The sequence below is a fragment of the Pseudomonas sp. PS02303 genome (assembly GCF_029959925.1).
GTDB classification, from domain to species: Bacteria; Pseudomonadota; Gammaproteobacteria; order Pseudomonadales; family Pseudomonadaceae; genus Aquipseudomonas; species Aquipseudomonas mandelii.
Map to the genome: position 1 here is coordinate 1 of NZ_JASCOM010000079.1, position 24,095 is coordinate 24,095.

22 protein-coding genes are annotated in these 24,095 nt (G+C 57.6%); 7 read left to right on the plus strand and 15 right to left on the minus strand.

The window, feature by feature from the left end; translation table 11 throughout:
* Positions 1 to 67: 67 nt before the first annotated feature.
* The 3 genes from alc to puuE form a co-directional block, all read right to left on the minus strand.
* Entirely contained in the window at positions 68 to 1,063 is a 996-nt protein-coding gene (gene alc / locus QMX98_RS17850) for an allantoicase (RefSeq protein WP_059404692.1), read from the minus strand.
* Between the two features lie 90 nt (positions 1,064 to 1,153).
* Positions 1,154 to 1,669 carry a 2-oxo-4-hydroxy-4-carboxy-5-ureidoimidazoline decarboxylase gene (gene uraD, locus QMX98_RS17855; RefSeq protein WP_010456677.1) on the minus strand — a complete coding sequence of 172 codons (516 nt, stop codon included), beginning with the start codon at positions 1,667 to 1,669 and terminating at the stop codon, positions 1,154 to 1,156.
* On the minus strand, positions 1,666 to 2,592 hold the full coding sequence (puuE, locus tag QMX98_RS17860; protein WP_008031461.1) for an allantoinase PuuE: 927 nt from the start codon (positions 2,590 to 2,592) through the stop codon (positions 1,666 to 1,668). The genes uraD and puuE overlap by 4 nt, the downstream gene beginning before the upstream one ends.
* A 418-nt stretch (positions 2,593 to 3,010) precedes the next feature.
* On the opposite strand from puuE, the gene uraH reads away from it, so the two are divergent.
* The gene (gene uraH / locus QMX98_RS17865) at positions 3,011 to 3,364 is read left to right on the plus strand and encodes a hydroxyisourate hydrolase (RefSeq protein WP_010456673.1); all 354 of its coding nucleotides are present in this window, start codon (positions 3,011 to 3,013) and stop codon (positions 3,362 to 3,364) included.
* A 156-nt stretch (positions 3,365 to 3,520) separates the two neighbouring features.
* On the opposite strand, the gene QMX98_RS17870 is transcribed toward uraH, so the two are convergent.
* The 10 genes from QMX98_RS17870 to QMX98_RS17915 form a co-directional block, all read right to left on the minus strand.
* On the minus strand, positions 3,521 to 5,380 hold the full coding sequence (locus tag QMX98_RS17870) for a hypothetical protein (RefSeq protein ID WP_282411163.1): 1,860 nt from the start codon (positions 5,378 to 5,380) through the stop codon (positions 3,521 to 3,523).
* Positions 5,381 to 5,490: 110 nt separating this feature from the next.
* On the minus strand, positions 5,491 to 7,377 hold the full coding sequence (locus QMX98_RS17875) for a hypothetical protein (RefSeq protein ID WP_282411164.1): 1,887 nt from the start codon (positions 7,375 to 7,377) through the stop codon (positions 5,491 to 5,493).
* A 234-nt stretch (positions 7,378 to 7,611) separates the two neighbouring features.
* Positions 7,612 to 11,211, minus strand: a complete 3,600-nt coding sequence (locus tag QMX98_RS17880; RefSeq protein WP_282411165.1) for a calcium-binding protein — start codon at positions 11,209 to 11,211, stop codon at positions 7,612 to 7,614.
* Between the two features lie 208 nt (positions 11,212 to 11,419).
* The gene (locus QMX98_RS17885; protein WP_077748170.1) at positions 11,420 to 12,049 is read right to left on the minus strand and encodes a LysE family translocator; all 630 of its coding nucleotides are present in this window, start codon (positions 12,047 to 12,049) and stop codon (positions 11,420 to 11,422) included.
* Positions 12,050 to 12,121: 72 nt separating this feature from the next.
* A complete protein-coding gene (locus QMX98_RS17890) occupies positions 12,122 to 13,471 on the minus strand; it encodes an NCS2 family permease (RefSeq protein WP_042932677.1) in 1,350 nt (449 codons plus the stop codon).
* 333 nt (positions 13,472 to 13,804) lie between these two features.
* Positions 13,805 to 14,176 carry a glutathione S-transferase N-terminal domain-containing protein gene (locus QMX98_RS17895; protein WP_010456661.1) on the minus strand — a complete coding sequence of 124 codons (372 nt, stop codon included), beginning with the start codon at positions 14,174 to 14,176 and terminating at the stop codon, positions 13,805 to 13,807.
* Between the two features lie 101 nt (positions 14,177 to 14,277).
* Complete coding sequence (folE, locus tag QMX98_RS17900) at positions 14,278 to 14,823, minus strand: GTP cyclohydrolase I FolE (RefSeq protein WP_003204506.1); 546 nt, start codon at positions 14,821 to 14,823, stop codon at positions 14,278 to 14,280.
* 77 nt (positions 14,824 to 14,900) lie between these two features.
* Positions 14,901 to 15,458, minus strand: coding sequence for a Smr/MutS family protein (locus tag QMX98_RS17905; protein ID WP_010456652.1), 558 nt, complete (start codon positions 15,456 to 15,458; stop codon positions 14,901 to 14,903).
* Positions 15,459 to 15,545: 87 nt separating this feature from the next.
* Entirely contained in the window at positions 15,546 to 15,866 is a 321-nt protein-coding gene (locus QMX98_RS17910; RefSeq protein WP_010456650.1) for a hypothetical protein, read from the minus strand.
* 130 nt (positions 15,867 to 15,996) lie between these two features.
* Positions 15,997 to 16,587: a cysteine hydrolase family protein gene (locus QMX98_RS17915; protein ID WP_010456648.1), complete on the minus strand. Its 591-nt coding sequence runs from the start codon at positions 16,585 to 16,587 to the stop codon at positions 15,997 to 15,999.
* Between the two features lie 238 nt (positions 16,588 to 16,825).
* On the opposite strand from QMX98_RS17915, the gene prmB reads away from it, so the two are divergent.
* Positions 16,826 to 17,734 (plus strand): 50S ribosomal protein L3 N(5)-glutamine methyltransferase, encoded by a 909-nt coding sequence (gene prmB / locus QMX98_RS17920; RefSeq protein ID WP_010456646.1) that lies wholly within the window; start codon positions 16,826 to 16,828, stop codon positions 17,732 to 17,734.
* Between the two features lie 126 nt (positions 17,735 to 17,860).
* Here prmB and QMX98_RS17925 read toward each other — a convergent pair whose 3' ends face one another.
* Positions 17,861 to 18,652 carry a hypothetical protein gene (locus QMX98_RS17925; protein ID WP_145305846.1) on the minus strand — a complete coding sequence of 264 codons (792 nt, stop codon included), beginning with the start codon at positions 18,650 to 18,652 and terminating at the stop codon, positions 17,861 to 17,863.
* A gap of 99 nt (positions 18,653 to 18,751) precedes the next feature.
* On the minus strand, positions 18,752 to 19,705 hold the full coding sequence (locus QMX98_RS17930; protein WP_010456642.1) for an alpha/beta fold hydrolase: 954 nt from the start codon (positions 19,703 to 19,705) through the stop codon (positions 18,752 to 18,754).
* Positions 19,706 to 19,834: 129 nt separating this feature from the next.
* Here QMX98_RS17930 and aroC point away from each other — a divergent pair, with 129 nt between their 5' ends.
* The 5 genes from aroC to mtnC are packed head-to-tail and all read left to right on the plus strand — an operon-like array spanning position 19,835 to position 23,996.
* The gene (gene aroC / locus QMX98_RS17935; RefSeq protein ID WP_010456640.1) at positions 19,835 to 20,926 is read left to right on the plus strand and encodes a chorismate synthase; all 1,092 of its coding nucleotides are present in this window, start codon (positions 19,835 to 19,837) and stop codon (positions 20,924 to 20,926) included.
* Between the two features lie 33 nt (positions 20,927 to 20,959).
* A complete protein-coding gene (locus QMX98_RS17940; protein WP_010456638.1) occupies positions 20,960 to 22,105 on the plus strand; it encodes an MFS transporter in 1,146 nt (381 codons plus the stop codon).
* Positions 22,102 to 22,728 (plus strand): methylthioribulose 1-phosphate dehydratase, encoded by a 627-nt coding sequence (locus QMX98_RS17945; protein ID WP_010456636.1) that lies wholly within the window; start codon positions 22,102 to 22,104, stop codon positions 22,726 to 22,728. The genes QMX98_RS17940 and QMX98_RS17945 overlap by 4 nt, the downstream gene beginning before the upstream one ends.
* A 34-nt stretch (positions 22,729 to 22,762) precedes the next feature.
* On the plus strand, positions 22,763 to 23,308 hold the full coding sequence (locus QMX98_RS17950; RefSeq protein ID WP_010456634.1) for an acireductone dioxygenase: 546 nt from the start codon (positions 22,763 to 22,765) through the stop codon (positions 23,306 to 23,308).
* Positions 23,309 to 23,312: 4 nt separating this feature from the next.
* Positions 23,313 to 23,996, plus strand: a complete 684-nt coding sequence (gene mtnC, locus QMX98_RS17955) for an acireductone synthase (protein ID WP_172791407.1) — start codon at positions 23,313 to 23,315, stop codon at positions 23,994 to 23,996.
* Positions 23,997 to 24,095 lie beyond the last annotated feature (99 nt).

Here is a 24,095-nt window from a genome sequence, read left to right on the forward strand (position 1 = left end):
GGCAAGCCTCGCTCCTACGGTCGGTGATACCTGTAGGCGCGAGGCTTGCCCGCGAAGGGCGCGCCGCTTATTTAGCGACCTTGCCCAATACCCGCAGGCGGCTCACGCCCCCATCCGGGAACACGTTCAGGCGGATGTGGGTGATCGGGCCCAGGGCCTTGATCTGTTCGGCGAAGGTGTGTTCGGCGTGCATTTCCAGTTTCTGCGCCGGCAGCAGTTCACGCCAGAACAGCGATTGGGTTTCGATCTGGCTGTCGGTGCCGCCCTTCACGAACGCGCCCTGGATCGAGCACGTGTCCGGGTAGTTGCCCTTGAAGTGCAGGGTGTCGACGATGACTTTTTCGATCTCGCCGGCATGACCCAGCGCGACGATGACCCAGTCGTTACCCGGCGTGCGACGACGTGCAGTTTCCCAGCCGTCGCCCATGTTGATGCCACGGCCCGGGTTGAGGATGTTGCTCATGCGGCCGAAGTGTTCGTCGGAGCAGGCGAGGGCGCGGCCACCGTTGAGGGCTGCTGCCAGGTCAACCTGTTCGTTGTCGCCGACAGCGGACCAGTCGCGGAACGGAATACCGTAGACACGCAGACGGGCCACGCCACCATCCGGGTAGATGTTGAAACGCAAGTGGCTGAAGGCCTGGTCATTGCTGATTTCGTGGTAATGGTGGCTGTTGCCTTGCAGCTCGACGGCGGACAGCACTTCAGTCCACTGGGTGTTGTCGTCCGGCTCGCCCGAGGCCAGGAAGCAGGCTTCCAGGGAGGCCGACGGCGGGAAGTTGCCGGTGAAGAATGAAGTGTCGATGTCCACGCCTTTAATCGATCCCGGAACGCCCAGGCGGATGACGGCGCTGTCGTAGCCTTCAAAGCGCTTGCGGCGCGACTCCCAGCCGTCCATCCACTTGCCGTTGTCATCGAACACGCCCTCCTTCCATACGGCCGGGGTCGGTTGGAACAGACGGTTGGCGTCTGCGAACCAGTCATCGGTGACCGAGATGATTTTGGTGCCCAGGCGGGCGTCGGCCAGGTTGACGAACTTCTCGAACGGTACGGCGTAAGCTTTCATTCTTCTTGTCTGCCTTTAATAAGTTGGCTTGGGATGCTTGCAGGGCCCTGGGAAACGCAAGCGTTCTAGAGGTTTCTCGGGCCAAGCTTGCTAGAGAGTCAGTAAACGGAACAGGGCGATCTTGTTAATCTCCGCCAGCGCGCATTTGAATTCGGTATCCGCCGAATTGTGAATGCGCGTTTCGAACGCCGCGAGGATCTGATGCCGGTTGCTGCCTTTTACCGCCATGATGAAGGGAAACTTGAACTTGGCCTTGTAGGCGTCGTTCAGCTCGGTGAAGCGTTGAAACTCTTCGGCCGTGCATTGGTGAATCCCCGCGCCCGACTGTTCTTCAGTACTGGCCGCGGTAAGCTGGCCCTGGACAGCGGCTTTGCCGGCCAGGTCCGGGTGAGCGTTGATCAGGGCCAGTTGGCTTTGATGATCGGCGCTCAACAGGATGTCGCTCATGCGCTGGTGCAGGGTTTCGATCTCATCGATCGAGGCGTCCTGCCCCAGGTCAAAGGCCTTCTCGGCCACCCATGGCGAATGTTCGTAGATATCGGCGAACGCGGCGACAAACGCGTCGCGGCTCAGGCTCGAAGGTTTGACGGTCTGGAAGGTGCTCATTGGGCAGCCCCTTGGTACGGGTGGGTTTCGTGCCAGTGGCGAGCGATGTCGACGCGACGGCTGAACCACACCTGTTCATGACTTTTAGCGTATTCGATAAAGCGCTTGAGCGAGGCCAGGCGCGCCGGACGGCCGATCAGGCGGCAGTGCAGGCCGATCGACAGCATCTTCGGTGCTTCGGCGCCTTCGGCATACAGCACGTCGAACGCGTCTTTGAGGTATTCAAAGAAATCGTCGCCTTTGTTGAAACCCTGGACCTGGGTGAAACGCATGTCGTTGGTGTCCAGGGTGTACGGAATCACCAGGTGCGGCTTGCCGGTCGGGTTGTTCGGTTCCCAGTAGGGCAGGTCGTCGTCGTAGGTGTCGCAGTCGTAGAGGAAACCGCCTTCTTCCATCACCAGGCGACGGGTGTTCGGGCCGGTGCGGCCGGTGTACCAGCCCAGCGGGCGTTCGCCAGTGATTTCGGTGAGGACGCGGATCGCTTCGAGCATGTGCTCGCGTTCCTGCGCCTCATCCATGTACTGATAGTCGATCCAGCGGTAGCCGTGGCTGCAGATCTCGTGGCCGGCATCGACCATCGCACGAATCACGTCCGGGTGACGCTGGGCGGCCATGGCCACGGCGAAGATGGTCAGCGGAATGTCGAATTCCTTGAACAGTTTCAGAATCCGCCAGACGCCGGCGCGGCTGCCATACTCGTAAAGGGATTCCATGCTCATGTTGCGCGCGCCTTGCAGCGGCTGCGCCGAGACCATTTCCGAGAGGAAGGCTTCGGATTCTTTATCGCCGTGCAGGATATTGCGCTCGCCACCTTCCTCGTAATTGAGCACGAACGACAGGGCGATGCGGGCATTGCCGGGCCAGTGTGGGTGAGGAGGGTTACTGCCGTAACCGATCAGGTCGCGTGGGTAGTCAGCGCTCACTGCAGTCTTCCTTCTTGTTCGTTGACAGGTTGTGTGGCGGCCTGGCGGTGAGATGACAGGCTGGCGTCACAGCGATGGGCTGATTGTATACAACTTTATGTTCACTTTGTAAGCCTGATTTTTTGCATTTTTGATGAGCTGTCATCTTTGCATGTTATTGCAAGAAACCTGCCCGAATGGTCAGCTAATGGATGGAAGGACCTTTTAGCGCATGGTTTGGCGTCAGATTTGTTATGAAATCATGGATGGCGACACTGGTTGGAAAAATGTCGTTTTTATTGTGTACAATTTTTTTGAAAAGTGTCTTAATCAGTCGCTCGCCGCAGCGTTTCGTGCTCCGAACCGGTGCGGTCTCCTTTCAACTGACTTCGGGAGGCGCGAGGTCTGACTGCTCCATGCAGGCAGGCGCGCAGAATCAATGGGACGTTTGACTACACACGTTTTGGACGCTGCACACGGTTGCCCGGGTAGCTCGATCAAGGTCGAGCTGTACCGCGTTGAAGGCTCGCAGCTGGAATTGGTCGCCAGCGCGATCACCAACAGCGACGGCCGTGTCGACGCACCGTTGCTGCAAGGCGATGACTACCGTTCCGGGGTCTATCAGGTTCAGTTTCATGCGGGCGATTACTACCGCGCCCGTGGTGTTCAGTTGCCGGAACCGGCGTTCCTGGACGTGGTGGTGCTGCGGTTCGGCATCTCTGCGGAACAGGATCACTACCATGTGCCATTGCTGATTTCGCCTTACAGCTATTCCACGTACCGCGGCAGCTGATCCCCCAAGCAGCTGCCTCAACCTGGAAGCGACTGCGCATATAGCTTCTTTGGTCTTTCGCCCGCTCACACTGCGGGCTTTTTTTTGTCTTGTGTTTGACACGGATACCTTGGGTTGCACCCCGCTGATGGACGGCGAGGTGCGCACGTTTCGCTATCAGCGTTCCTTGATGATGAACACCGAAGGGCTTCCTGCGAGCAGGTGCTGGACGCCGCCCATCAGCCATACCACATCACCCTTCGCATCGGCGGCAACCAGTGACTGGTGCGCTTCGTCGCCGATTCGCGTCTTCAGATGAGGGTCGTCAAGCTCTGCCATGGACGGCGGCAGAATTTCAATCGCATCGGTCTCCACACGTCCCACTTTCAAAAAGTACACCTTGTCGTGATTGGGCCTTTTAAATACCAGCGTTGGAGGCGTGAGCTGAACATTCTCTACGTTTGCGGGAAGGAAGACCTTGTAACCGCTGTGGCCCAGTATCGACGCGAGCAACAACGAAAGTCGCCCCGGCGCGTTGGGCAACTCGGTGTAGAACTGCCAGGCATGAGTGCTCTCGGGGTTGAAGTTCAACTGCTGTAAGGGCGTCACGGAATCCGGAGCGTGTAATTCGACGATGCGTCTGGCGCCATCATTACTGGACGCAATAGGCAACATGTCCAATGGGTCGCCGAGCCGTGGCACGCCCAGGTTCGATTTGCCCTCCCAGTAGCGAAAGGTTTGCTTCATTCGGGCCAAACCGCTGCCGTTGAACTCCGCTGACTCGTTGGATAGCTCAAATAGTCGCTTGGCGACGGCGCGGGATGTCGGCTCGGTGAAACCCTTGTAAACATCCGCGACCTGTTGCGTCAGTGTTTTCTCAAAGAGTCGAGCAGCGCCGTCGACTTTCCGGGTATTTGTTGCGGCGTGGTAGCTGGTGGCGACGGGTTGCAACGAAGGTGCCTCTTGCAACATGCGCTCGAAGGCCTCGAAGCGAGAGGGCGCAAATTCCGGGTGTTGAATGAACACGAGGGGGAGCTGATCGGCCATTGGCCCCTTTGGCACGATCGGATAATGGAGTTGGCCGATCATGATGGATTCCACCGAATCAGGCTTGGTTATTTTCCCCCAGGAGGCCCATAAATACGGGTTGTCATTCAGGGTGGCAGCAGGAGGGTTGTTATCGGCCACGGGGTTGGCCGCCTCGACCGGTTCGTCCAGACGAGGGCGCTTGCCTGGGGTGGGGCCTGAATCTTCAGCGTCTGAGGCTGGTGTGTTGGTTGCCTTGCGTTGCCAAAGTGTCATCCCTTCAATGTTTTCGAGTAACGGGCCCGAAGGGATCAATTCGCTCGTCGAGGAGGCCTGATAGTGGCCGTCCGTATTTTTGCGGACCATGACCGTGCCTTCTTCCGTCACGTCGACATAGGTTCTCTTCAGCTTGTCGTAACGAAGACCGTTGGCATCGGGTGACGTCAGTTTGTCGGCCAGATGCCGAGGAATGATCTCCAGCGTTTCCTGCCTCACGGGAACGCTTGCGATGGGAAGGACCATGCCCTCGCGAGTGATTTTCCACTGCGCCTGGCCAGGCACCTTCGTGAGGATCGGCCCGGGTTGGCCCGGGGCAAACGGAAGAGGCACCTGGTAGTCGCCTCTCGCGTTTGCCCTGATCAGAAAAATGCCTTCCTCTCCAATATCGGCGTAAAGCTGCTGCTGGCGGCTCATGAAAAGCCCGGTGTCGGCGATGCTGAACAGTTCGTCGACCTTGTTCCGAGGCCAGGAAATCATGCGGGTAGCCATCTCGGCATCGCTTGTAGGGTTAGCCGACATGTCGCTAACGACGACAGGCTGACGAGGCAAGGTACTTTGCGATGAACCTGGCACATTGGCGTCTGAAACGGGATTGGCGTCTCCCCGCGATGTGCCAACCGTTGCGGCCTGATGACCGCCTCGTACCCGGCTGTCTTCTGACGAAGACCTTGGAAGTGTTGTCGAGGTATCAGGTGTATTGGAAGTTGAAACTCTTTTTGGTGGTTTGGCCATCGGTCGTATTCCTGGATGTTTATATAAGTGGGTAATGTTTAAACAATAAGTATCTGAGGCCCGATAACGGGCGTTTAATGATGTGCGGCTATCACTGAAGAAACGCGGTATCAGCGCTCTCTGATAATAAAAACAGACTGCCATCCAGACGGCGTTGTTTGAACGCCGCCTAATAACCAGACAATGTTGTTTTGTTGGTTGGCGGTAATGAGAGCTTGCCGGGCTTCATTACCCACCTGTGAAGCTAACGCCTGGTAGGCAAGTTCGGGCGCAAGAGACGGTTTTAGTCCAATCGCATTTTTCTCGACGATACCGAGTTTCAGGAAGTAAACCTTGTCATGACCCTCGCGTTTGAAAATCAACTTGGGATTGCGATGTTCATTCAATAAAGGAAACACGTCATACCCGTTGCGGATCAATGCGGTGCTGACTAACCGTTTGAGGTTGTAGTCAGAGCGATCCGCGACAAAGCTGTCCCATTCCATCTGGAAATGCCTGGGGAGGAAGTCCAGCCTGCGCAAGGGTTCGCCAAATTCCGGAGGCACCATGGAAATGATTGTCCCCTCATCATCCATGCGTGAAGCGACAGGCAATAAATCAATCGGATTTTCGAACTTTGCATCAAAGATGCCCGCCCGTTCCTTCCAGTGATCCAGCGTCAATATGGTGGTGTACAAGCCGTCGCGGGCGATTACCTCGGATCCCCCCGAATATTCGAATAGTCGCTTTGCGACAGCGCGCGAGGTGACCGGTGAAAAGTCCGGGAAGGTAGTTGAAACAGACTCTGTCATCGGTTTTTCAAACAATCGGCGGGTGCTATTCACAATCCACTTGCCATCGCTGTTCAGGACTACCGGTACGGGCTGCAACCAGGGTTTCGCGTGCAACATCTGTTCAAACAAGTCGAAACGAGAAGGCTGGAATTGGGGATGCTGGAGGTAATTCAAGACTTTTGGTACGTTTTTGACCTTGGGTACCGTTTCATAATGCAGTTCACCGATCTGTATGGATTCCGTTGAATGCTGCTTGTTGACCTTTCCCCAGGATGCCCACAGGTAGGGGTTTTCATTGGTCGGGTGGGCGGGGTAGAGAGGAATAACCTGTTGCTCGGGTCCACGGGGGCCTGGCTGCTGTTCATGTTCCTCAAGGCGCTGGCGCTTGCTCGGACCGGCTTCTTCGACGGTGGAGGACGGTTGACGAGCCGTCAGTTGATCAGTGGTTTGCGTCGGAGCTTTACGTCGCCAGAATCGTGTCAGTCCAACCCTCTCGAATACGGGGCCGGACGGTGTCCATTCCTGGCCGAAGGTCGCCTGATAATCGCCATTCGCGTTTCTGACGACTTGAACAATGCCTTCGTCGAGCAACTCGACATAACTTCGCAGGTTGTGCCAACGAATTCCAAGCCTGTCAGCGGCGGGTAGTTTTCTGATCACCAGTGGATTGTTGATCAGATGGACGGGGGCCGCGAAGGTCGAAGCGGTCACGCGCGAACCCACTTTTTGTTCGTCTGGAGTTGACGGAAAAATGGACCACAGCGGCTTGCCTTCAACCTTCTTCAGCACCGGTCCGGCATGGTCAGGGGCGAAAGGGAAATAGACTTGGTAGTCTCCGTTGGCGTTCGGTTCCACTCTGCCAATGCCTGCGTATTCAATGTGGGCATATAACCTTTGCTCTTTGCTCATGAAGAGCCCGGTGTCACCGATGCGTATCAGTTGATCAACCTGCTCAAGAGGCCAGGACACCCTATTCTCCGGTTGCAAAAAGGGGTGAGGAGTGCGAGCAGGCATGTGGGTGACAACCACGGGCTGTTGCTGGGAAGTGTCGCCTGGCAACGCATTTGAGGCAGGGACAAGGGGAGTGAGTTCTCCCTGCACGGGCGCGTCATTACGGCCGGACGGGCCGCCCCTGGGCACGTCATCCTCAGGAGAGAGTCTGGTGGAGGATGATGAAGTGCCAGGCGTATTAGGGTTTGGAATTTTCTTGGGTGGTTTAGCCATGGCCGTAGATCCGATAATAATCAGGTGAAGGTCTGAATCAGGACTGGCCGCTGATACAGACGAAAAATTAGTTGGGTGAAAAGCAGGGCTCGTGAAGAAGCACGGCCCTGGAAAACACGGTGGTTAGTTTTGATTGGATCAACCGTCGAGAGGCTATAAATATGTATAGGGTGTGGTGGTATTTGCTACAAAAGACGTCTGCCTGATCTTGAGGTTTGAAGTCTTGCGTAGGCGCTATAGAAGTTTGCAGGTGTCTAAAAGTATCCGCAGATCGGCGGCGCTTACCGGAGGGGTGGAACGAGTGCCAAACTCCATCAACTCATAACAGTGTTCGAGTTGGTGGGCGCACCGGTGTAAAGGCACCAGGTCGGCGTAAAGGACAGTGCGGGACGTGTCTGTATCAAGTATCCAACGACGGTCCGACAGGTTGTAAGACAGACTGCCGACAGTACCGTCTCTCAGGGCTATGTTTCGAACGGCGAGGTCCTCCATTTCCAAGGCTCTCAGTTCTGCCAATAGGGCGCCCTCGTTCAGAACATCGCCTTTGAAATACCGGCCATCCAGTGAGTCGATATAGACTTCGTCGAAATCCAGATCGACTTTATAGACAACGCCGTCTGGCGTGATGACCCGTATCTGATCGATCAAATCTTGTGGGTCGTCGTAGTGCGGAAGGTGAATGACGGTATGTCCGATCAGCAGACAGTCGTCCACCCGTTTGATTCTGGTGTAGGCGAGGCTCGTTGCATCGAATTCCCAGGTAGACGCCGATGGCGATTTGAGTAGGGCGTTCGCTCGAGCGCCTGGCGTTGAAATGCCTAGCGTCATTTCGGAGCTGAGGTGGACAAGGTACGTCGAGCCGTCACCCTCCAGATGTTCGATGGTTGTTTGTTCAGGGTAAGCGACCAGTTGGACGCACTTCTCCCGGTTGCCCAGGTGATGGGCCTCGTTGTCGAAGGGCTGACAAAAAACAGGCGCTCCATCTCTGGCCGCGAGTGGCAGCGGCACTTGGCGGGTGCGCTCCATTGGACCGTTTATTTCGAACTGATCGTTGGAAAAAGCTGAATCGGGCAAGGAGGGTGGATCGACTCTATAAGAAACACCGTCATTCATGATCAGAAGAACAGCTTGGTTCAACACGTTGGTGGGGCGCGTCAGCCGGCTTGTGATTCTCTGGTCGCCGCCCCAGATAGAGCTGGCCAGGTTGTTGATAGTCAATCGCTGACTGTCAAAGTGAAAGGTCAGACCACATTCTTTATACATGATGCGATCAAAGTCACGTTGGCGCATCAGGTCTACCTTGAAGTAAGCCTCGACCCGCGTCAGTTCATGGCTGGCATATTCCAGATAAAGGGTTGCCAGCGTGTTTGTGCTTCGTTGTTTTACTGTAAGGATCGTATGTTTATTGAGTCGCGAAACAAAATAACTCGTGTTTTTGTCGTGTGCGATCGTGTATTCACGGTTGTAAAGGATGACCGGGTTTTGGGTTTTTCCCTGTTCAGTAATGACTGTTTTAATCTCGAGGGAGCCGGCAGCCTCTATGGTTTCAGGAAGTTCAGGCATCAAATGAAACCCGTCCTTTGTAACGAAAGTCAGTTTCCTGTTCTGCAGTTGCCGTCGATCGTTGGCTGTTTTATAGACGCCCTTGATGTAGACATCCCGCTCTTTAAGATCGTCGAGATCAAAGCCTGAGGTGATGACCAGTTCGTGATTGTCGATTTTCCAGCTCTTTATCAGGTCCATTCTCCAGTCAAGTGCAATGACGCTCTCCTCCACGCCATCTTCAGTAATGAATACGTTGCCGGGTTTATGGGCCACCGCGTAGTGATCCTTTCCGGGACCTCCGGCGGCTGTACCTTCATTGTTCAGGAGATAGATTTTGTCATCCCCGGCGCCCGCCTCAATGGTGTCGCGACCGCGCGACTTGATGACATTCGGGCCGCCCGTACCGATGACCTTGTTTTGCGCACCGGCCAGGGTTTCGACGTTCTCAATGCTCTCCAGAAGCGTGTGCCGATAGTTGAAACGGCCCTCATTGGTCTGGTCACGGGTGATGATGGACAGTCGTCCTTCGTTCAGATCGATGAAATACCCGAATCTTTGGCGGTTGCCCTCAGGATAGCTCCCGGTAACCACTAGCGTATCGCTGCCCAAACCACCTTTCAGAAGAGTGGGTAGAGGGTCTTTTGGACCGTTTTTGAGAAGTTCGGCGGCGCCTTCGAAGATGAATTCATCGTCTTTCTCTCCCCCGGTCAGATGCTTGATGCCTGCGCCGTAATAGAATCTGTTTGGCTTTTTTTCAACACCCACGATGGTGTCGTCGCCGCCACCCATAAACCACACCGCACCTTTGTTCTCTCCTGGCGTTCCGAACTCCGCGCCGGGCATGTCGTCAGTCACACCGTTACGAGCATCAATCGTGTCGTTACTATCAATGACGTGCGGTTTTTGTATGGTTTTATATAGGTACTGTTGCGCCTCCCAATCGAAGCTAGGCACCTGTGTCGGCTTTAGCTCGACCTTGAACTTGCCGTTTACAATGACTTCTGTACTGTCTTTTAATTTTCCTTCCAGTAATTTTCGGGCGGTCGCTTGTAACAGTCTCGAATGTTCAACCGTTGATTTGGCAATCGCGTGGCGGGTTTGTATGTCGTCGTCGGGGGGGATTCCCCAGAAGGCGAACCAGCCCGTGCGCAGGCGCTCATGGGTAGTGAGTTCGATGTAATCATCGATATCGTCGACAACGCGTACCGCCGCATAGACCTGAGAACCTGCCACCAGCAGAAGTCCGGCCGTCAGCCCCACCGGGCCGATAAAGGAGAAACCTGCCAGTGCGACGGCACCCAGAATCAACGTCATGGCCGCGCTGGTCACACTCAAGCCAGCAGCGACATAGTGATCCGTGGCTTCTTTGCCTGTGGTTGCCGCTGCGCTATTAAAGGATTTGACGGCGGACATGACATCGAAGGGCAACGTCAGTGCGCTCGCGATCAGCCCCGCGCCACGCCCCAGTCGAACGCCGAAGCTGGTTTTGGCAAAATCCCTGTAGGCTTTTTGCCCGGCTTCGATCATGTATTTTGCTTGCTTGGTGACCGCCACTTCGACAGCTAATGAAGTGACTTCCGCTGAAGTGCTGAGGCTGTTGAATACAACTTCGCCATGATCTTTTCTTGCAATGGCGTCTTGCAGGCCGCGCAGCCCGCTGTAAATACCGAAGGCCTGAAGCCCGGTCCCCATGCTGACCATGCTGCTACTTTTTACCCGATTCACCCAGGGAGGTGTGGTTTTGGACAAGTGCGCGTGGCGTATATCAAGCCTCTGCGCCGCGTTCAGCAATTTGTCCAGTTTGTGGCGGTACTGTTCAGGATCGGCAGCGGGATCAGGTAATTCTCTTAGCAGGGGCGGAGCCGTTAGTGGGCGTTGCGACGCCATTTCAAACAGCAAGGAAGGCAGTGCGTAATCATCCCGGGTGCCGGTGAATCGCATACGCGCTTCAATAAATAAAGGGTCAAATTGCAAGGCGTTGATAAAAGACCGCTTGGGGTGTCGAAAGAACGTGTTTTGAGCGTTCAATCCCTGACCATTTGATGTCGCGCCCAGTGCATCCAGTGCACACCGGGTAATCGAGTGGGTGCCTATTTTTATAGGGCCGAACAGCTCATCAATAACGCGTAGCTGGCTTTTATTGGCATTTGTTTGTTGCGGGGCGGAGGCGATGCTTTCTTTATCGAAATCAATAGTGGTTGGGGAGTACTCATTGGCTTGCAGTTCAATATCCGTCACTTCGACGGCATTGTAGTGATCGGGATCGGGGGTTTGGAAAACCATTGCCATAGGAACTTCCTTTTCCTGGCGTCGTGTGCAAAATCGCAGCGCCATGGTAGGGGGAGTTCTGAAAAGACAACTATATATATTTATATCGCGTGTTGCGGTTTGTTGCGGGGCGGGTGTGAAGTGTTGCCATCCTTGGCAAACACTTCTTAGTGCGTTGACGTTGATAACGTCTAATGAAATCAAGAGTTCAAGTAATAGGGCAATACGATCAGTGGTTGCTTAGTAAGGAGGCTGCGCCCGCTCCACTGAAGAGTCCTGCGCTCACCCGGTTAAACCAACTTTGTCCTTTGCCACTGCGTAAATACCTGGCCGCACCATGAGCGCCCAGCCCATAAGCTAATTTGCACAGCAGATCCAGCACAGTCCAGGTCGCAATCATCATCAGCAACTGCGGCAGGAACGGTTGTTCGGGGCTCAGAAACTGCGGCAGGAAAGCAGCAAAGAACAAAATATCCTTCGGATTGCTCGCGCCCAACACGAATGCGCGTCCGAAGAGGGCACGAAAACGCGGCACCGGTGCAGCCTGGGGCACTTCAGCGCCAACCGATGGCTGGCGCGATTGCTGCCAGCTCTGCCAGGCGAGGTAGAACAGGTACAGCGCACCAACGATTTTCAGCGCGCTAAACAACTGTTCCGATGCCAGCAACAGGGCGCCCAGGCCCAGCGCCGAGGCACTGAGCAGGCAGATCGAGGCAATAACGCCCCCCAGGAACGCCGGGTAAGAGCGGCGCAAACCGTAATTCAGACTGTTGCTGATCATCAGCAAAGACAGGGGCCCCGGGATCAGGATCACCACCAGCGCAGCGCCGCTGAACAGCAGCCAGGTTTCCAGACTCATCACTTTCCTCCATTTGTACAAAAGCCCCACCCGACGGGGTGAGGCTGATTTGAAACACTGACGCCGTAACGCTTACAAGAAAATAAACTTGGCGATGAAGATCGCGCACAACACCCACAGACTGACGGAAATTTCCTTGTGCTTGCCGGTGAAGGCTTTCAGGACCACGTAGGTGATAAAGCCCAGCGCGATGCCATCGGCAACCGAGAACGTTAGCGGCATCATGATCGCAGTGACGATCGCCGGAATGCTGTCGGTCGCTTCGTCCCATTCGATGTGCGCCATGCCGCCCATCATCAGCATCGCCACATAAATCAGCGCACCCGCTGTTGCATAAGCAGGGATCATGCCCGCCAGTGGAGCGAAGAACATGGCTGCAATAAATAACACACCCACGGTCACGGCGGTAAGACCAGTCCGACCACCCGCCGCTACGCCAGCGGCACTTTCCACATAGCTTGTGACGGGTGGGACGCCGACTACAGCGCCAAACACGCTGGAAGCACTGTCAGCTTTCATGGCGCGAGAAAGGTTTTCGATCCGGCCGTCCGCGTTCACCAGGTTGGCGCGCTGGGCGACGCCCATCAGGGTGCCGGCGGTGTCGAACATGTGCACGAAGAGGAAGGCCAGCACCACGCTGATCATGCTGACGTTGAACACGCCGGCAACATTCATGGCCATCCAGGTGGGCGCCAGGCTTGGCGGGGCAGACATGATGCCTTCGTAGTGGACGAGGCCCAGGCCCCAGCCCGCGAGGGTCACGGTGATGATGCTGATGAGGATCGCACCGAACACTTTGTGGTAGCTGAGCACGGCGATCATCAGGAAGCAGATGGCGGCCAGCAACGGGCCGGGCTCGCGCAGGGAGCCGAGCTTGATCAGGGTGGCCGGGCTATCAACGACAATGCCGGCGGTTTTCAGGCCGATCAACCCAAGAAACAGCCCCACGCCGGCGCCCATGGCGTAGCGCAGACTCACAGGAATGCTGTTGAGCAACCATTCGCGAATCCGCGAAAAGGTCAGGAACATGAACAACACACCGGAAACAAACACCGCGCCAAGGGCGGTTTCCCAGTTGTAGCCCATGGTGCCGACCACGGTGTAAGTGAAGAAGGCGTTCAGCCCCATGCCCGGTGCCAGGCCGACCGGCCAGTTGGCATACAGGCCCATTAACAGGCAACCGAGCGCAGCAGCGATACAGGTCGCGACGAACGCGGCACCGTGATCGATCCCGGCGTCGGCCATGATGTTGGGGTTGACGAAGATGATGTAGGCCATGGTGATGAAGGTTGTCAGACCGGCAATCAGCTCGGTCTTCACCGTGGTGCCGTGCAAGCTGAGTTTGAAAATGCGCTCAAGCAAGCCATTGCGTAACGGCGGCGAGAGTTCCAGCGTCGGGGCTTCGGATTTGCGGCTTTCCACAGCGAATACTCCTCAAGAGTTTTATTGTTATTTCCAGGGCCGGACCCATGAGGGTGGCAGCGGCCCTTTGAGGCACTTGCGAATTTGTTGACCGGCTGGTCAGAAACTCGCACGAAGTGGATTATGCTTTTGTATACAAATAAAGCAAATAATGTTTTTGATTTTGTAGACGAAAAGTTTGGCAATAGGGATATATCGCCGGGAGGGAGACCTTCGTCGTACCGCTGACCGAGCCCGGCTCGCATCACAAGCAAGCGGGGAAACGACTGGGGGAGGGTAGAAACGAATAAACCGGCCAATGGGCCGGTTTATTTTTGTTCGAGATCCGCCGTGTCAGGCAGCTGCGAACCGCTTATCCAGATAATCAATAATCACCTTGGACTCATACATCCAGGTGGTCTGCCCATTTTCTTCAATGCGTAGGCACGGCACCTTGATCTTGCCGCCTTGCTCCAGCAGGGTCTGGCGATCCTGTTCGTTGTTCTTCGCATCGCGCAACGTTACCGGCACATTCAGACGACGCAGGGTGCGACGGGTTTTCACACAGAACGGGCAGGCGTGGAACTGATACAGCGTCAGGTCCTTGGCCGCTGTTTCGACCTGAGCCTGAGCGGCGGCGGGGCGCTGCTTCTTGCCTGGGCGAGTAATGAAGTCGATGAAGATGATCAGTTGGCCAAGGCCGACACGAAGCGCTTTTACGAACACGGAATAAGCCTCACAGGGCGAACGGAAGGCGCGCAGCTTACCTGATTTTTCACAGACGAAAAAAAACCGGCGATGAATGCCGGTTTTCTTCGTGTAACGAATTACTTGATCAGGCTGAGAAACTCGCTGCGTGTCGCGGCGTTTTCGCGGAACTCACCCAACATCACCGACGTGATCATCGACGAATTCTGCTTCTCCACACCGCGCATCATCATGCACATGTGCTTGGCCTCGATGACCACCGCAACGCCCAAGGCACCGGTGACTTGCTGGACCGCATCGGCGATCTGGCGGCTGAGGTTTTCCTGGATCTGCAGGCGGCGAGCGTACATATCGACGATCCGCGCGACTTTCGACAGGCCCAATACTTTGCCGCTGGGGATGTAGGCGACGTGAGCCTTGCCGATGAACGGCAACAGGTGGTGTTCGCACAACGAGTAAAGCTCGATGTCCTTGACCAGCACCATTTCGCTGTTGTCAGAGCTGAACAAGGCACCGTTGGTGACTTCTTCCAGTGTCTGTTCATAGCCGCGGCAAAGGTACTGCATGGCTTTGGCGGCACGCTTTGGCGTGTCGAGCAGGCCCTCGCGGGAGACGTCCTCGCCCAATTGGCCGAGAATCGCGGTGTAATTCTGTTCCAGGGACATGAAACTACCTGTGGGGATTTTCGCAAAGGGCAAGGGTACGGTGGCAAACACGGCGCTGCAAGCGTGAAGCGACAGCTTTACTCGTCGCGACCTTCCATCATGGTCCGTTTGAGCATCACATACACCGCGCCGGCACCGCCATGTTTCGGTTGGCAAGAGGTGAAGCCGAGTACTTGGGAATGCTGACGCAACCACGTGTTGACGTGGCTTTTGATCATCGGCCGCTTGCCGTCCAGACGCACGGCTTTGCCGTGGGTGACACGCACACAGCGGATTTCGAATTTGGTTGCTTCAGCCAGGAACGCCCAGAGGGTTTCCCGGGCCTTTTCCACCGTCATGCCATGCAGGTCGAGGCTGCCTTCGAACGGAATCTGTCCGATCTTGAGCTTGCGTATCTGGCTTTCCTGAACGCCGTCACGGGCCCACATCAACTCGTCTTCCGGGCCGACGTCGATCACGAACTGATCGGACAGACCATCAACGGTGGTGGCATCGGTGCGAACGGTCGCGGCCTGACGCAACTTGGCGATTTGCGCGCGGTCGGCCTTGGGTTTGCCGGTTTCGGCGCGATCGTGCTTGATCGGCTTGACGCCTTGGATCGCACTTTTGAACAGGGAAAAATCGTCGTCTTGCATGTCAGCCTCCGCGAAGGGCGGCCAGTTTACCCAAGTCGAGGCACTATCCATAACAATTGAGGCCCGCCTAAAAGCCGGGCCTTCGATTCAATCGTGTTTTTTCATCAGGTGCGGGGACATGTTCAGCTCTCGCGATTGGCGCGAACGACGCCGGCAACGACGCCACAGCCACACACCGATATAAAGCACAAACAGGCCAACCGCCAGAATGATCGCCGAGCCCAGCGGGCTGGCATTCAATTCGCCCAGGGCCGGAGGGCGGCCGAGCAGGCTGGCGGCGCCGGCCATTGCCAGCAACACACCGCACGTCGCCAGCAAGGCAGCAAAGGCTGCGCCGAATCGAAAACGCCAGTTGCGTTGGCCCTTGGGCCGCAAGCGGCGTGCGTCAAAACCATCGGATAACTTCATTCCGACCTTCCTCAATGGGTATCGGCCCTTCGACCGGGAGTTGTCCGGGTTGTTCCTGAGGCTAAGTCAATTGCAGCAAATGAGAGGCTTTTGCGGATGAGCGGCGGTATTGACCGCTCTTCGAGGCCGATCAGATCAGTTCATGAGTAAGCGCGAGGGTGGCGAAGTTGTCCGCCATGATCGCCATTTCGGTGTGCTGAACATGCTCGGCTGTGAGTACGCCACCTTTGTAGGGCAGATCGCGAGTCGCGCAGGCGTCTTCAACCAGGGTGCAACGAAAGCCCAGGTTCTTTGCCGCACGCACGGTGGTGCTGACGCTGGAGTGACTCATGAAGCCGCACACGATCAGGTCCAGGGAGCCGAGTTCTTGCAGTCGATCGTACAATGGGGTGCCGTGAAACGCACTCGGCAGCAGTTTGCCGATAATGGTTTCGTCCGCCAGCGGCTCCAGGCCCGGGATAAACTCACCGCGCTCGCCCTGTGGATCGAACAGCCCGCCCACGGTGCCGAGATGGCGCACATGCACGATCGGACGACCGGCGGCACGGGCAGCGGCCACCAGTTGCTTGATGTTCGCGACGGCAGCATCCATGCCGGTCAGGGCCAGCGGGCCGCTGAGGTATTCTTTCTGGGCATCGATGATGACAAGGGTCGCATGACCCAGATTGGCTGCTGCGTAACCGCGGCCGCTGAGTTGAAACATCGTTTTTGGAACGGACATTCTGGGGCTCCTTGGAGTGGGGCTTTTGCGACATTGTCCTCTGGCTGAGCGGTTCTGTGAATCGCTACTATCGCAGGCGCCGTCGTTGCTGGCGTGCAGCCTTGTCAAGATGCAGGTTTTGTTCAATAGCCAACAGTGAAAATGGACATGCCCTACATCTGATCTGCTGTTTTCCCGCGTCGTCGTGGCGCGTTTTGGCTGTTAGAATCGCCAGTCGTTTTTTCTGGAGTTTACCCCCGTGATCACTTCCCGCCTTCGTACCCTGCGTGACCATATCCGTTGGGCCGTCAGCCGCTTCCATGGGGAGGATCTGTTTTTCGGCCATGGGACCGACAACGCCTGGGACGAAGCCCGTCAACTGGTGTTGGGTGCCTTGCACTTGCCGTGGGAAATCGCCGACAGCTACCTCGACTGCGCCTTGGAAGATGACGAACTGGTCAATCTGCAACGCTTGCTCAAACGCCGCATCGAAGACCGCATTCCGACCGCCTACCTGCTGGGCGAAGCGTGGTTTTGCGGGATGTCGTTCATTGTCGACGAACGTGTGCTGATCCCGCGCTCGCCGATTGGCGAGCTGATCGAAAAACGTTTCGAACCATGGCTGGGTGCCGAGCCGGCGCGGATTCTCGACCTGTGCACCGGTTCCGGTTGCATCGGTATCGCCTGCGCCTACGAATTCCAGAACGCCGAAGTCGTGCTGGCTGATCTGTCGTTCGAAGCGCTGGAGGTGGCCAACCAGAACATCGAGCGCCATGGCGTTGATGAGCGGGTGTACACCGTTCAGGGTGATGGGTTTGACGGCTTGCCGGGTCAGCGTTTCGACCTGATCGTGTCGAACCCGCCTTACGTTGACGCGGAAGATTTCGCCGACATGCCGGACGAATATCAGCATGAACCTGAACTGGGCCTGGCCTGCGGTGATGATGGTTTGAACCTGGTGCGACGGATGCTCGCTGAAGCAGCGGATCATTTGACCGAGAAGGGCTTGCTGATAGTTGAAGTGGGCAACAGCCAGGTTCACGTTGAGGCGCTGTACCCGGAAGTCGACTTCGCCTGGCTCGATTTCGAGCGCGGTGGGCATGGTGTGTTTATGTTGAGTGCGGAGCAGTGCCGCGATCATCAGGCCCTGTTCGCTTCCCGCGTCTGACTTTAGGGCGCTTTCGCGGGCAAGCCTCGTTCCTACAGGTCTTGTGTGTGCCGCATCATTTGGGCACGACGCAAAATCGGTGGGAACGTGGCTTGCCCGCGAAGACCGCGCCGCGGTCTCGGATCGTTACCGGTGCGTAGCAATCCAGATCAGTAACCCCGCCTGAAACACCGCAAACGCCACCAGGCACGTAATGGTAAAGCGCAGACCGGCGTCTTCACGCTTGTACTTGCTGACCTTCTCTTCGTGTTTCTTCAGTTTCACTTCCTGCTCGGCCAGGTTCTGCTCGGCCTGTTGAAGCATCTGCGCGGCTTCGAGTATTTCCACCACTTGCAGCTTTTCGCTGTTCCAGTCACCCAGCAGGTCTTCGACCTTTACTTCTTTGACGCTGCCTTTCAAATGCTGGGCGTCGGCGTAGACCACTTCAAAACCATGGGCCTTGAGAAAGTGATCGCGGCGCAGGCGCGTGTCTTCGTTCAACGCATCTTTATTGTTCAGATCCGTGCCGTCGACGGTGTAGCCGGGCCAACGCTTCTTCGCCCAAGTGATGCCCTGGGCGGCCATGAACCGGCCGATGCCACGGTTCATCGGTTCAATCTGCAAACCGCTTTCAGGCTCGAAATGCACACGCTTGGCGGTGTGATCGACCCACACGTCCAGATGGTTCTGCTCTTTGCGCACGCGCTGGCCGGGCAGCTTGATGCTCATGCGCATCAGGCTGTGGTCCTTGCTGTGGCGGTCGGCGTAACCGAATTCGACAAAGCGCAATGGCCGCCCACCGGTATTGCGGTCGGTTTGCAGCGGCGCCAGGCGGAGCATCTTGTGGTGCTCGACGTGAACGTCCGCCCACGGCAGCTCGACCGCTGGCGGTGTGTCTTTTTCAGCGGTCGTGTCGGGTGAAGTCTGGGTATCAGTCATAACGGCGAGATCCTGTCCAAGCTCTGCTTGTCGTCAGTCATAGCGCTGGCGACAAAGGCTTATCGGCCGTTTTTTTCAGGACTGGAGGGTGAGTAGTGGCTAACTGGTGCGAAGTCCGTCAATAAACTCGAGGATTCGCGCGCCGAGTTCGGCGGCCAACGGCAATTGCGGGTCCTTGTAAGAGGCCATTTGTCGTTTCACGTCGTTGGGCACGATGCGCATGACGTGGTTCATGCCTTCGATCAGCGCCAGTTCGGCGTCCGGTTTGGCCGCCTTGAGCATCCTGGCGTCACCGACGCCGACCTGAATGTCGTTGCTGCCCTGGATGATCAACGCCGGCATTTTCAATTTGGCGAACGCTGCCTCCGGGTCCTGACGGAACAGCGAAATCAGATACGGCTGCACGCTCGGGCGGAAAATTACCTGTAACTGCGGCGGCACGTTGTCGTCGGTTTTGCCGGCCTTGAGGCTGTCGAGCAGTTCATTGCTGCGCAGCATCAACGGCGGTGGCAGGCGATTGCTCAATTGCTGACGCAACACCTGGTCGATCGGCCGGGCGCTGCCCGACATGGAGATGACCGCGGCGGCATCGACGCTGGGCGCCGCAAGGCTGGCGATCAAGGCGCCTTCGCTGTGGCCCAGCAGAATCAGCTGGCCAAAGCGCGGGTCGGTTTTGAGCTTGCGGCCCCAGGCCTCGGCGTCGGCGACATAAGCTTCCACCGACAGATTGCGCTCGTCCGGCGTCGCTGCGAGGCTCGCCGCCACGCCGCGCTTGTCGTAACGCACGCTGGCGATGTTGTGTTTGGCCAGCACCCAGGCCAGCCGCTTGAGGCTGTCGTTACGGCCGCCGTCGGGGTTGTTTCCGTCACGATCCGTAGGACCGGAGCCGGAAATGATCAGGACAACGGGCACGGGGGTGTCGGATTTAGGCAGCAACAGCGAGCCGAAAAGCTCCCCGGTGCCGGTATCCAAAGTGATCGGGCGTTGCAGGACAGTGGCCTGGGCAAAGCCGGTAAACAGGGTAAGGCTCAAGGCTAGAACTCGCAGCATCATCACGCCATCATTCACAAAGGTGCCGGTTGGACTCGCGGGCACCCATAAGGTTCGAGGATGAACTACTTGGGTAGCCTGCGTATACTGGCGCGCATTACGTATTCAGGTTCATTTCACGGAGCGTCCTGCATGTCCGGCAATACCTACGGCAAGCTGTTCACTGTCACCACCGCGGGCGAAAGCCATGGTCCGGCGTTGGTCGCCATTGTCGACGGCTGCCCGCCGGGGCTGGAGATTTCCGTTGAGGATCTGCAGCGCGATCTGGATCGCCGCAAACCCGGCACCAGCCGCCACACCACGCAGCGCCAGGAAGCCGACGAAGTCGAAATCCTCTCCGGCGTGTTCGAAGGTCGCACCACCGGTTGCGCCATCGGCCTGTTGATCCGCAATACCGACCAGAAGTCCAAGGACTACTCGGCGATCAAGGATCTGTTCCGCCCGGCCCACGCCGACTACACCTATCACCACAAATACGGCGAGCGCGATTACCGCGGTGGCGGACGCAGTTCCGCCCGCGAAACCGCCATGCGTGTAGCCGCTGGTGCGATTGCCAAGAAATACCTGGCCAGCCAGGGCATCGTCATTCGCGGCTACATGAGCCAGCTCGGCCCGATCGAGATCCCGTTCAAGACCTGGGATTCGGTGGAAGAGAACGCGTTCTTCAGCCCGGACCCGGACAAGGTGCCGGAGCTGGAAGCCTACATGGACCAGTTGCGCCGCGATCAGGATTCGGTCGGCGCCAAGATCACCGTCGTCGCCGAAGGCGTGATGCCAGGCCTCGGCGAGCCGATCTTCGACCGCCTCGACGCCGAACTGGCCCATGCGCTGATGAGCATCAACGCCGTGAAAGGCGTGGAAATCGGCGCCGGTTTCGCCAGCGTCGCCCAGCGCGGTACTGAACACCGCGACGAAATGACCCCGGAAGGCTTCCTCAGCAACAACGCGGGCGGCATTTTGGGCGGGATCTCCTCCGGTCAGCCGATCGTTGCGCACCTGGCCCTCAAGCCGACCTCGAGCATCACCACACCGGGCCGCTCGATCGACGTTCATGGCAACCCGGTGGACGTCATCACCAAGGGCCGTCATGACCCCTGCGTCGGCATCCGCGCCACGCCGATCGCCGAAGCGATGATGGCCATCGTGCTGATGGATCACCTGTTGCGTCATCGCGGGCAGAATGCCGACGTGCGCGTGAGCACGCCGGTGCTGGGTCAGCTTTAATGGCTGACCTCAACGCCGCTGCGGTCTGACGACGTGGCGGCGCTCCCATACTGGCGGCTCTCCAGTTTCTATCTGTTCTATTTCGCCTTGCTCGGTTCGACAGCACCGTTTCTGGCGCTGTACTTCGATCACCTGGGCTTTTCCAGCGCGCGCATCGGCGAACTGGTGGCGATCCCGATGCTGATGCGTTGCGTGGCACCGAACATCTGGGGCTGGCTGGGTGACTACACCGGCCGGCGCCTGGCCATCGTGCGCTTCGGCGCCGTCTGCACCCTGCTGACGTTTTCGCTGATTTTCGTCAGCCAGACCTACGCCTGGCTGGCGATGGTCATGGCGCTGCATGCGTTCTTCTGGCACGCGGTGTTGCCGCAGTTCGAAGTCATCACCCTGGCGCACTTGAAAGGGCAGACGTCGCGCTACAGTCAGATCCGCCTCTGGGGGTCCATCGGTTTCATCATCACCGTGGTCGCGCTCGGCCGGATGTTCGAATGGCTGAGCCTCGACATTTACCCGGTGGCGCTGGTGCTGATCATGGCCGGCATCGTCGTCAGCAGCCTGTGGGTGCCCAACGCTCAACCGGTTCAGGGCGAACGCATTGCCGGAGACGGTTTTCTCAGGCAATTGCGCAATCCCGGCGTGTTGGCGTTTTACGCTTGCGTGGCGCTGATGCAGGTGAGCCACGGGCCTTATTACACCTTTTTGACGCTGCACCTGGAACGGCTCGGTTACAGTCGAGGCGTGATCGGCATGCTCTGGGCGGTCGGCGTGGTTGCCGAAGTCCTGATGTTTCTGGCCATGAGCAAAATCCTCGCGCGCTTCTCGGTGCGTCGGGTGCTGCTGGTGAGTTTCCTGCTGGCGGCCGTGCGCTGGTTGCTGCTGGGCTCGCTGGCCGAATTCCTTTGGGTGCTGCTGTTTGCCCAGGTGCTGCACGCTGCAACATTCGGCAGCTTTCACGCCGCTGCCATCCAGTTCGTGCAACGTAGCTTCGGTGCGCGTCAGCAAGGTCAGGGCCAGGCGCTTTACGCCGCGCTCGCCGGCACTGGCGGCGCATTGGGCGCGTTGTATTCCGGCTACAGCTGGAACGCCCTCGGGGCCACGTTCACCTTTAGTATTGCCAGTCTCGCAGCCTTCGCCGCTGCCGTTATCATTGCCACACGCATGCAAGAGGACAGGCCATGAGCCTTACCCGTGAACACCTCGCCCAGGAAATCATCGACGCCGGGCGTTTTCTGTACGGTCGCGGCTGGTCGCCGGCCACCAGCAGCAACTACTCGACCCGCCTGTCGCCGACCGAAGCGCTGCTGACCGTGTCCGGCAAGCACAAAGGCCAGCTGGGTGTGGATGATGTGCTGGTCACCGACCTGTCGGGCAACAGCCTGGAACCGGGCAAAAAACCGTCCGCCGAAACCCTGCTGCACACCCAGCTCTACAGCTGGCGCCCGGAGATCGGCGCGGTGCTGCACACCCATTCGGTGAACGCCACGGTGCTGTCGCGCCTGACGCCAGAAGACTTCATCGAGTTCGAAGATTACGAACTGCAAAAAGCTTTCAGCGGCGTCTCGACCCACGAGTCCCGGGTGCGCGTGCCGATTTTCGACAACGACCAGGACATTGCGCGCCTCGCCGCCAAGGTGCAGCCTTGGCTAGAAGCCCATCCCGATTGCGTCGGCTACCTGATTCGCGGCCACGGCCTCTACACCTGGGGCGCGCGCATGAGCGACGCCCTGCGGCAGATCGAAGCGTTTGAATTTTTGTTCGAATGCGAGTTGAAGATGCGCGCGGTTTTGAACCGTCAAGCATGAACCGCAACGCATGAACCGTTAAGGAGTTGCCCTGATGAGCAGCCTGTCCGTTTACCACGTCTCAAGCCCTGATCTTCCGAACAAGGTGCTGACCCATTTCGAAGACATCGCCTCGACCCTGGCCGAGCAGGGCGTGCGTTTCGACCGCTGGCAAGCTACCGCGAAAATCCAGCCGGGCGCCAGTCAGGAAGAAGTGATCGCGGCGTACCAGGAACAGATCGACAAACTGATGACCGAGCGCGGTTACGTCACCGTCGACGTGATCAGCCTGAACAGCGATCACCCGCAAAAAGCCGAACTGCGCGCCAAGTTCCTCGACGAACACCGCCATGGCGAAGACGAAGTCCGATTTTTCGTCGCCGGCCGTGGGCTGTTCACCCTGCACATCGACGATTACGTTTACGCGGTGCTCTGCGAGAAGAACGACCTGATCTCCGTACCGGCCGGCACGCCGCACTGGTTCGACATGGGCGAGCATCCGCACTTCGTCGCGATCCGACTGTTCAACAACCCTGAAGGCTGGGTTGCCAACTTCACCGGCGAAGACATCGCCAGCCGCTTCCCGCGTCTTGAGGACTGAGCCGATGCCGATCAAAGCGATTCTCACCGACATCGAAGGCACCACCAGCGCGGTGAGTTTTGTGTTCGACGTCCTGTTTCCGTATGCCGCCAAACACTTGCCGGAATTTGTTCGCCAGCACGCCGGGCGCGCAGATGTGGCCGAGCAACTGGCCGCAGTACGCCGTGACAGCAACGAACCGGACGCCGACGTTGAGCGGGTGATCGAAATCCTGCTGGGCTGGATTGCCGAAGACCGCAAGGCCACGCCGCTGAAAGCATTGCAAGGCATGGTCTGGGAGCAGGGCTATCAGGCCGGACAGTTGAAAGGTCACGTTTACCCGGACGCCGTTGAAGCGCTCAAGCGCTGGCATCAGGACGGTTTTAAACTGTTTGTATATTCCTCGGGCTCGATCCAGGCACAAAAGCTGATCTTCGGTTGCTCGGAGGCGGGGGACTTGTCGCCCTTGTTCAGCGGCTATTTCGACACCACGTCGGGGCCCAAGCGTGAAGCGCACTCTTACGAGCGCATCACCCAGGCGATCGGGCTGGAGGCTGCGCAGATTGTGTTTCTGTCCGATATCGTCGAGGAACTGGACGCGGCGCGCGCCGCTGGCATGGCCACTTGCGGACTGGCCCGGGAAGGCGGGGCGCTGGCAGGGCATGTCACCGTCGACAGTTTTGCCCGGATTGATCTTTCCACCTTTTAACGTCGAAACGACTTACCTGTAGGAGCGAAGCTTGCTCGCGAAGGCGGCGTGTCCGTCAACATTATTGACATCTGCTCCATCGCCTTCGCGAGCAAGCTT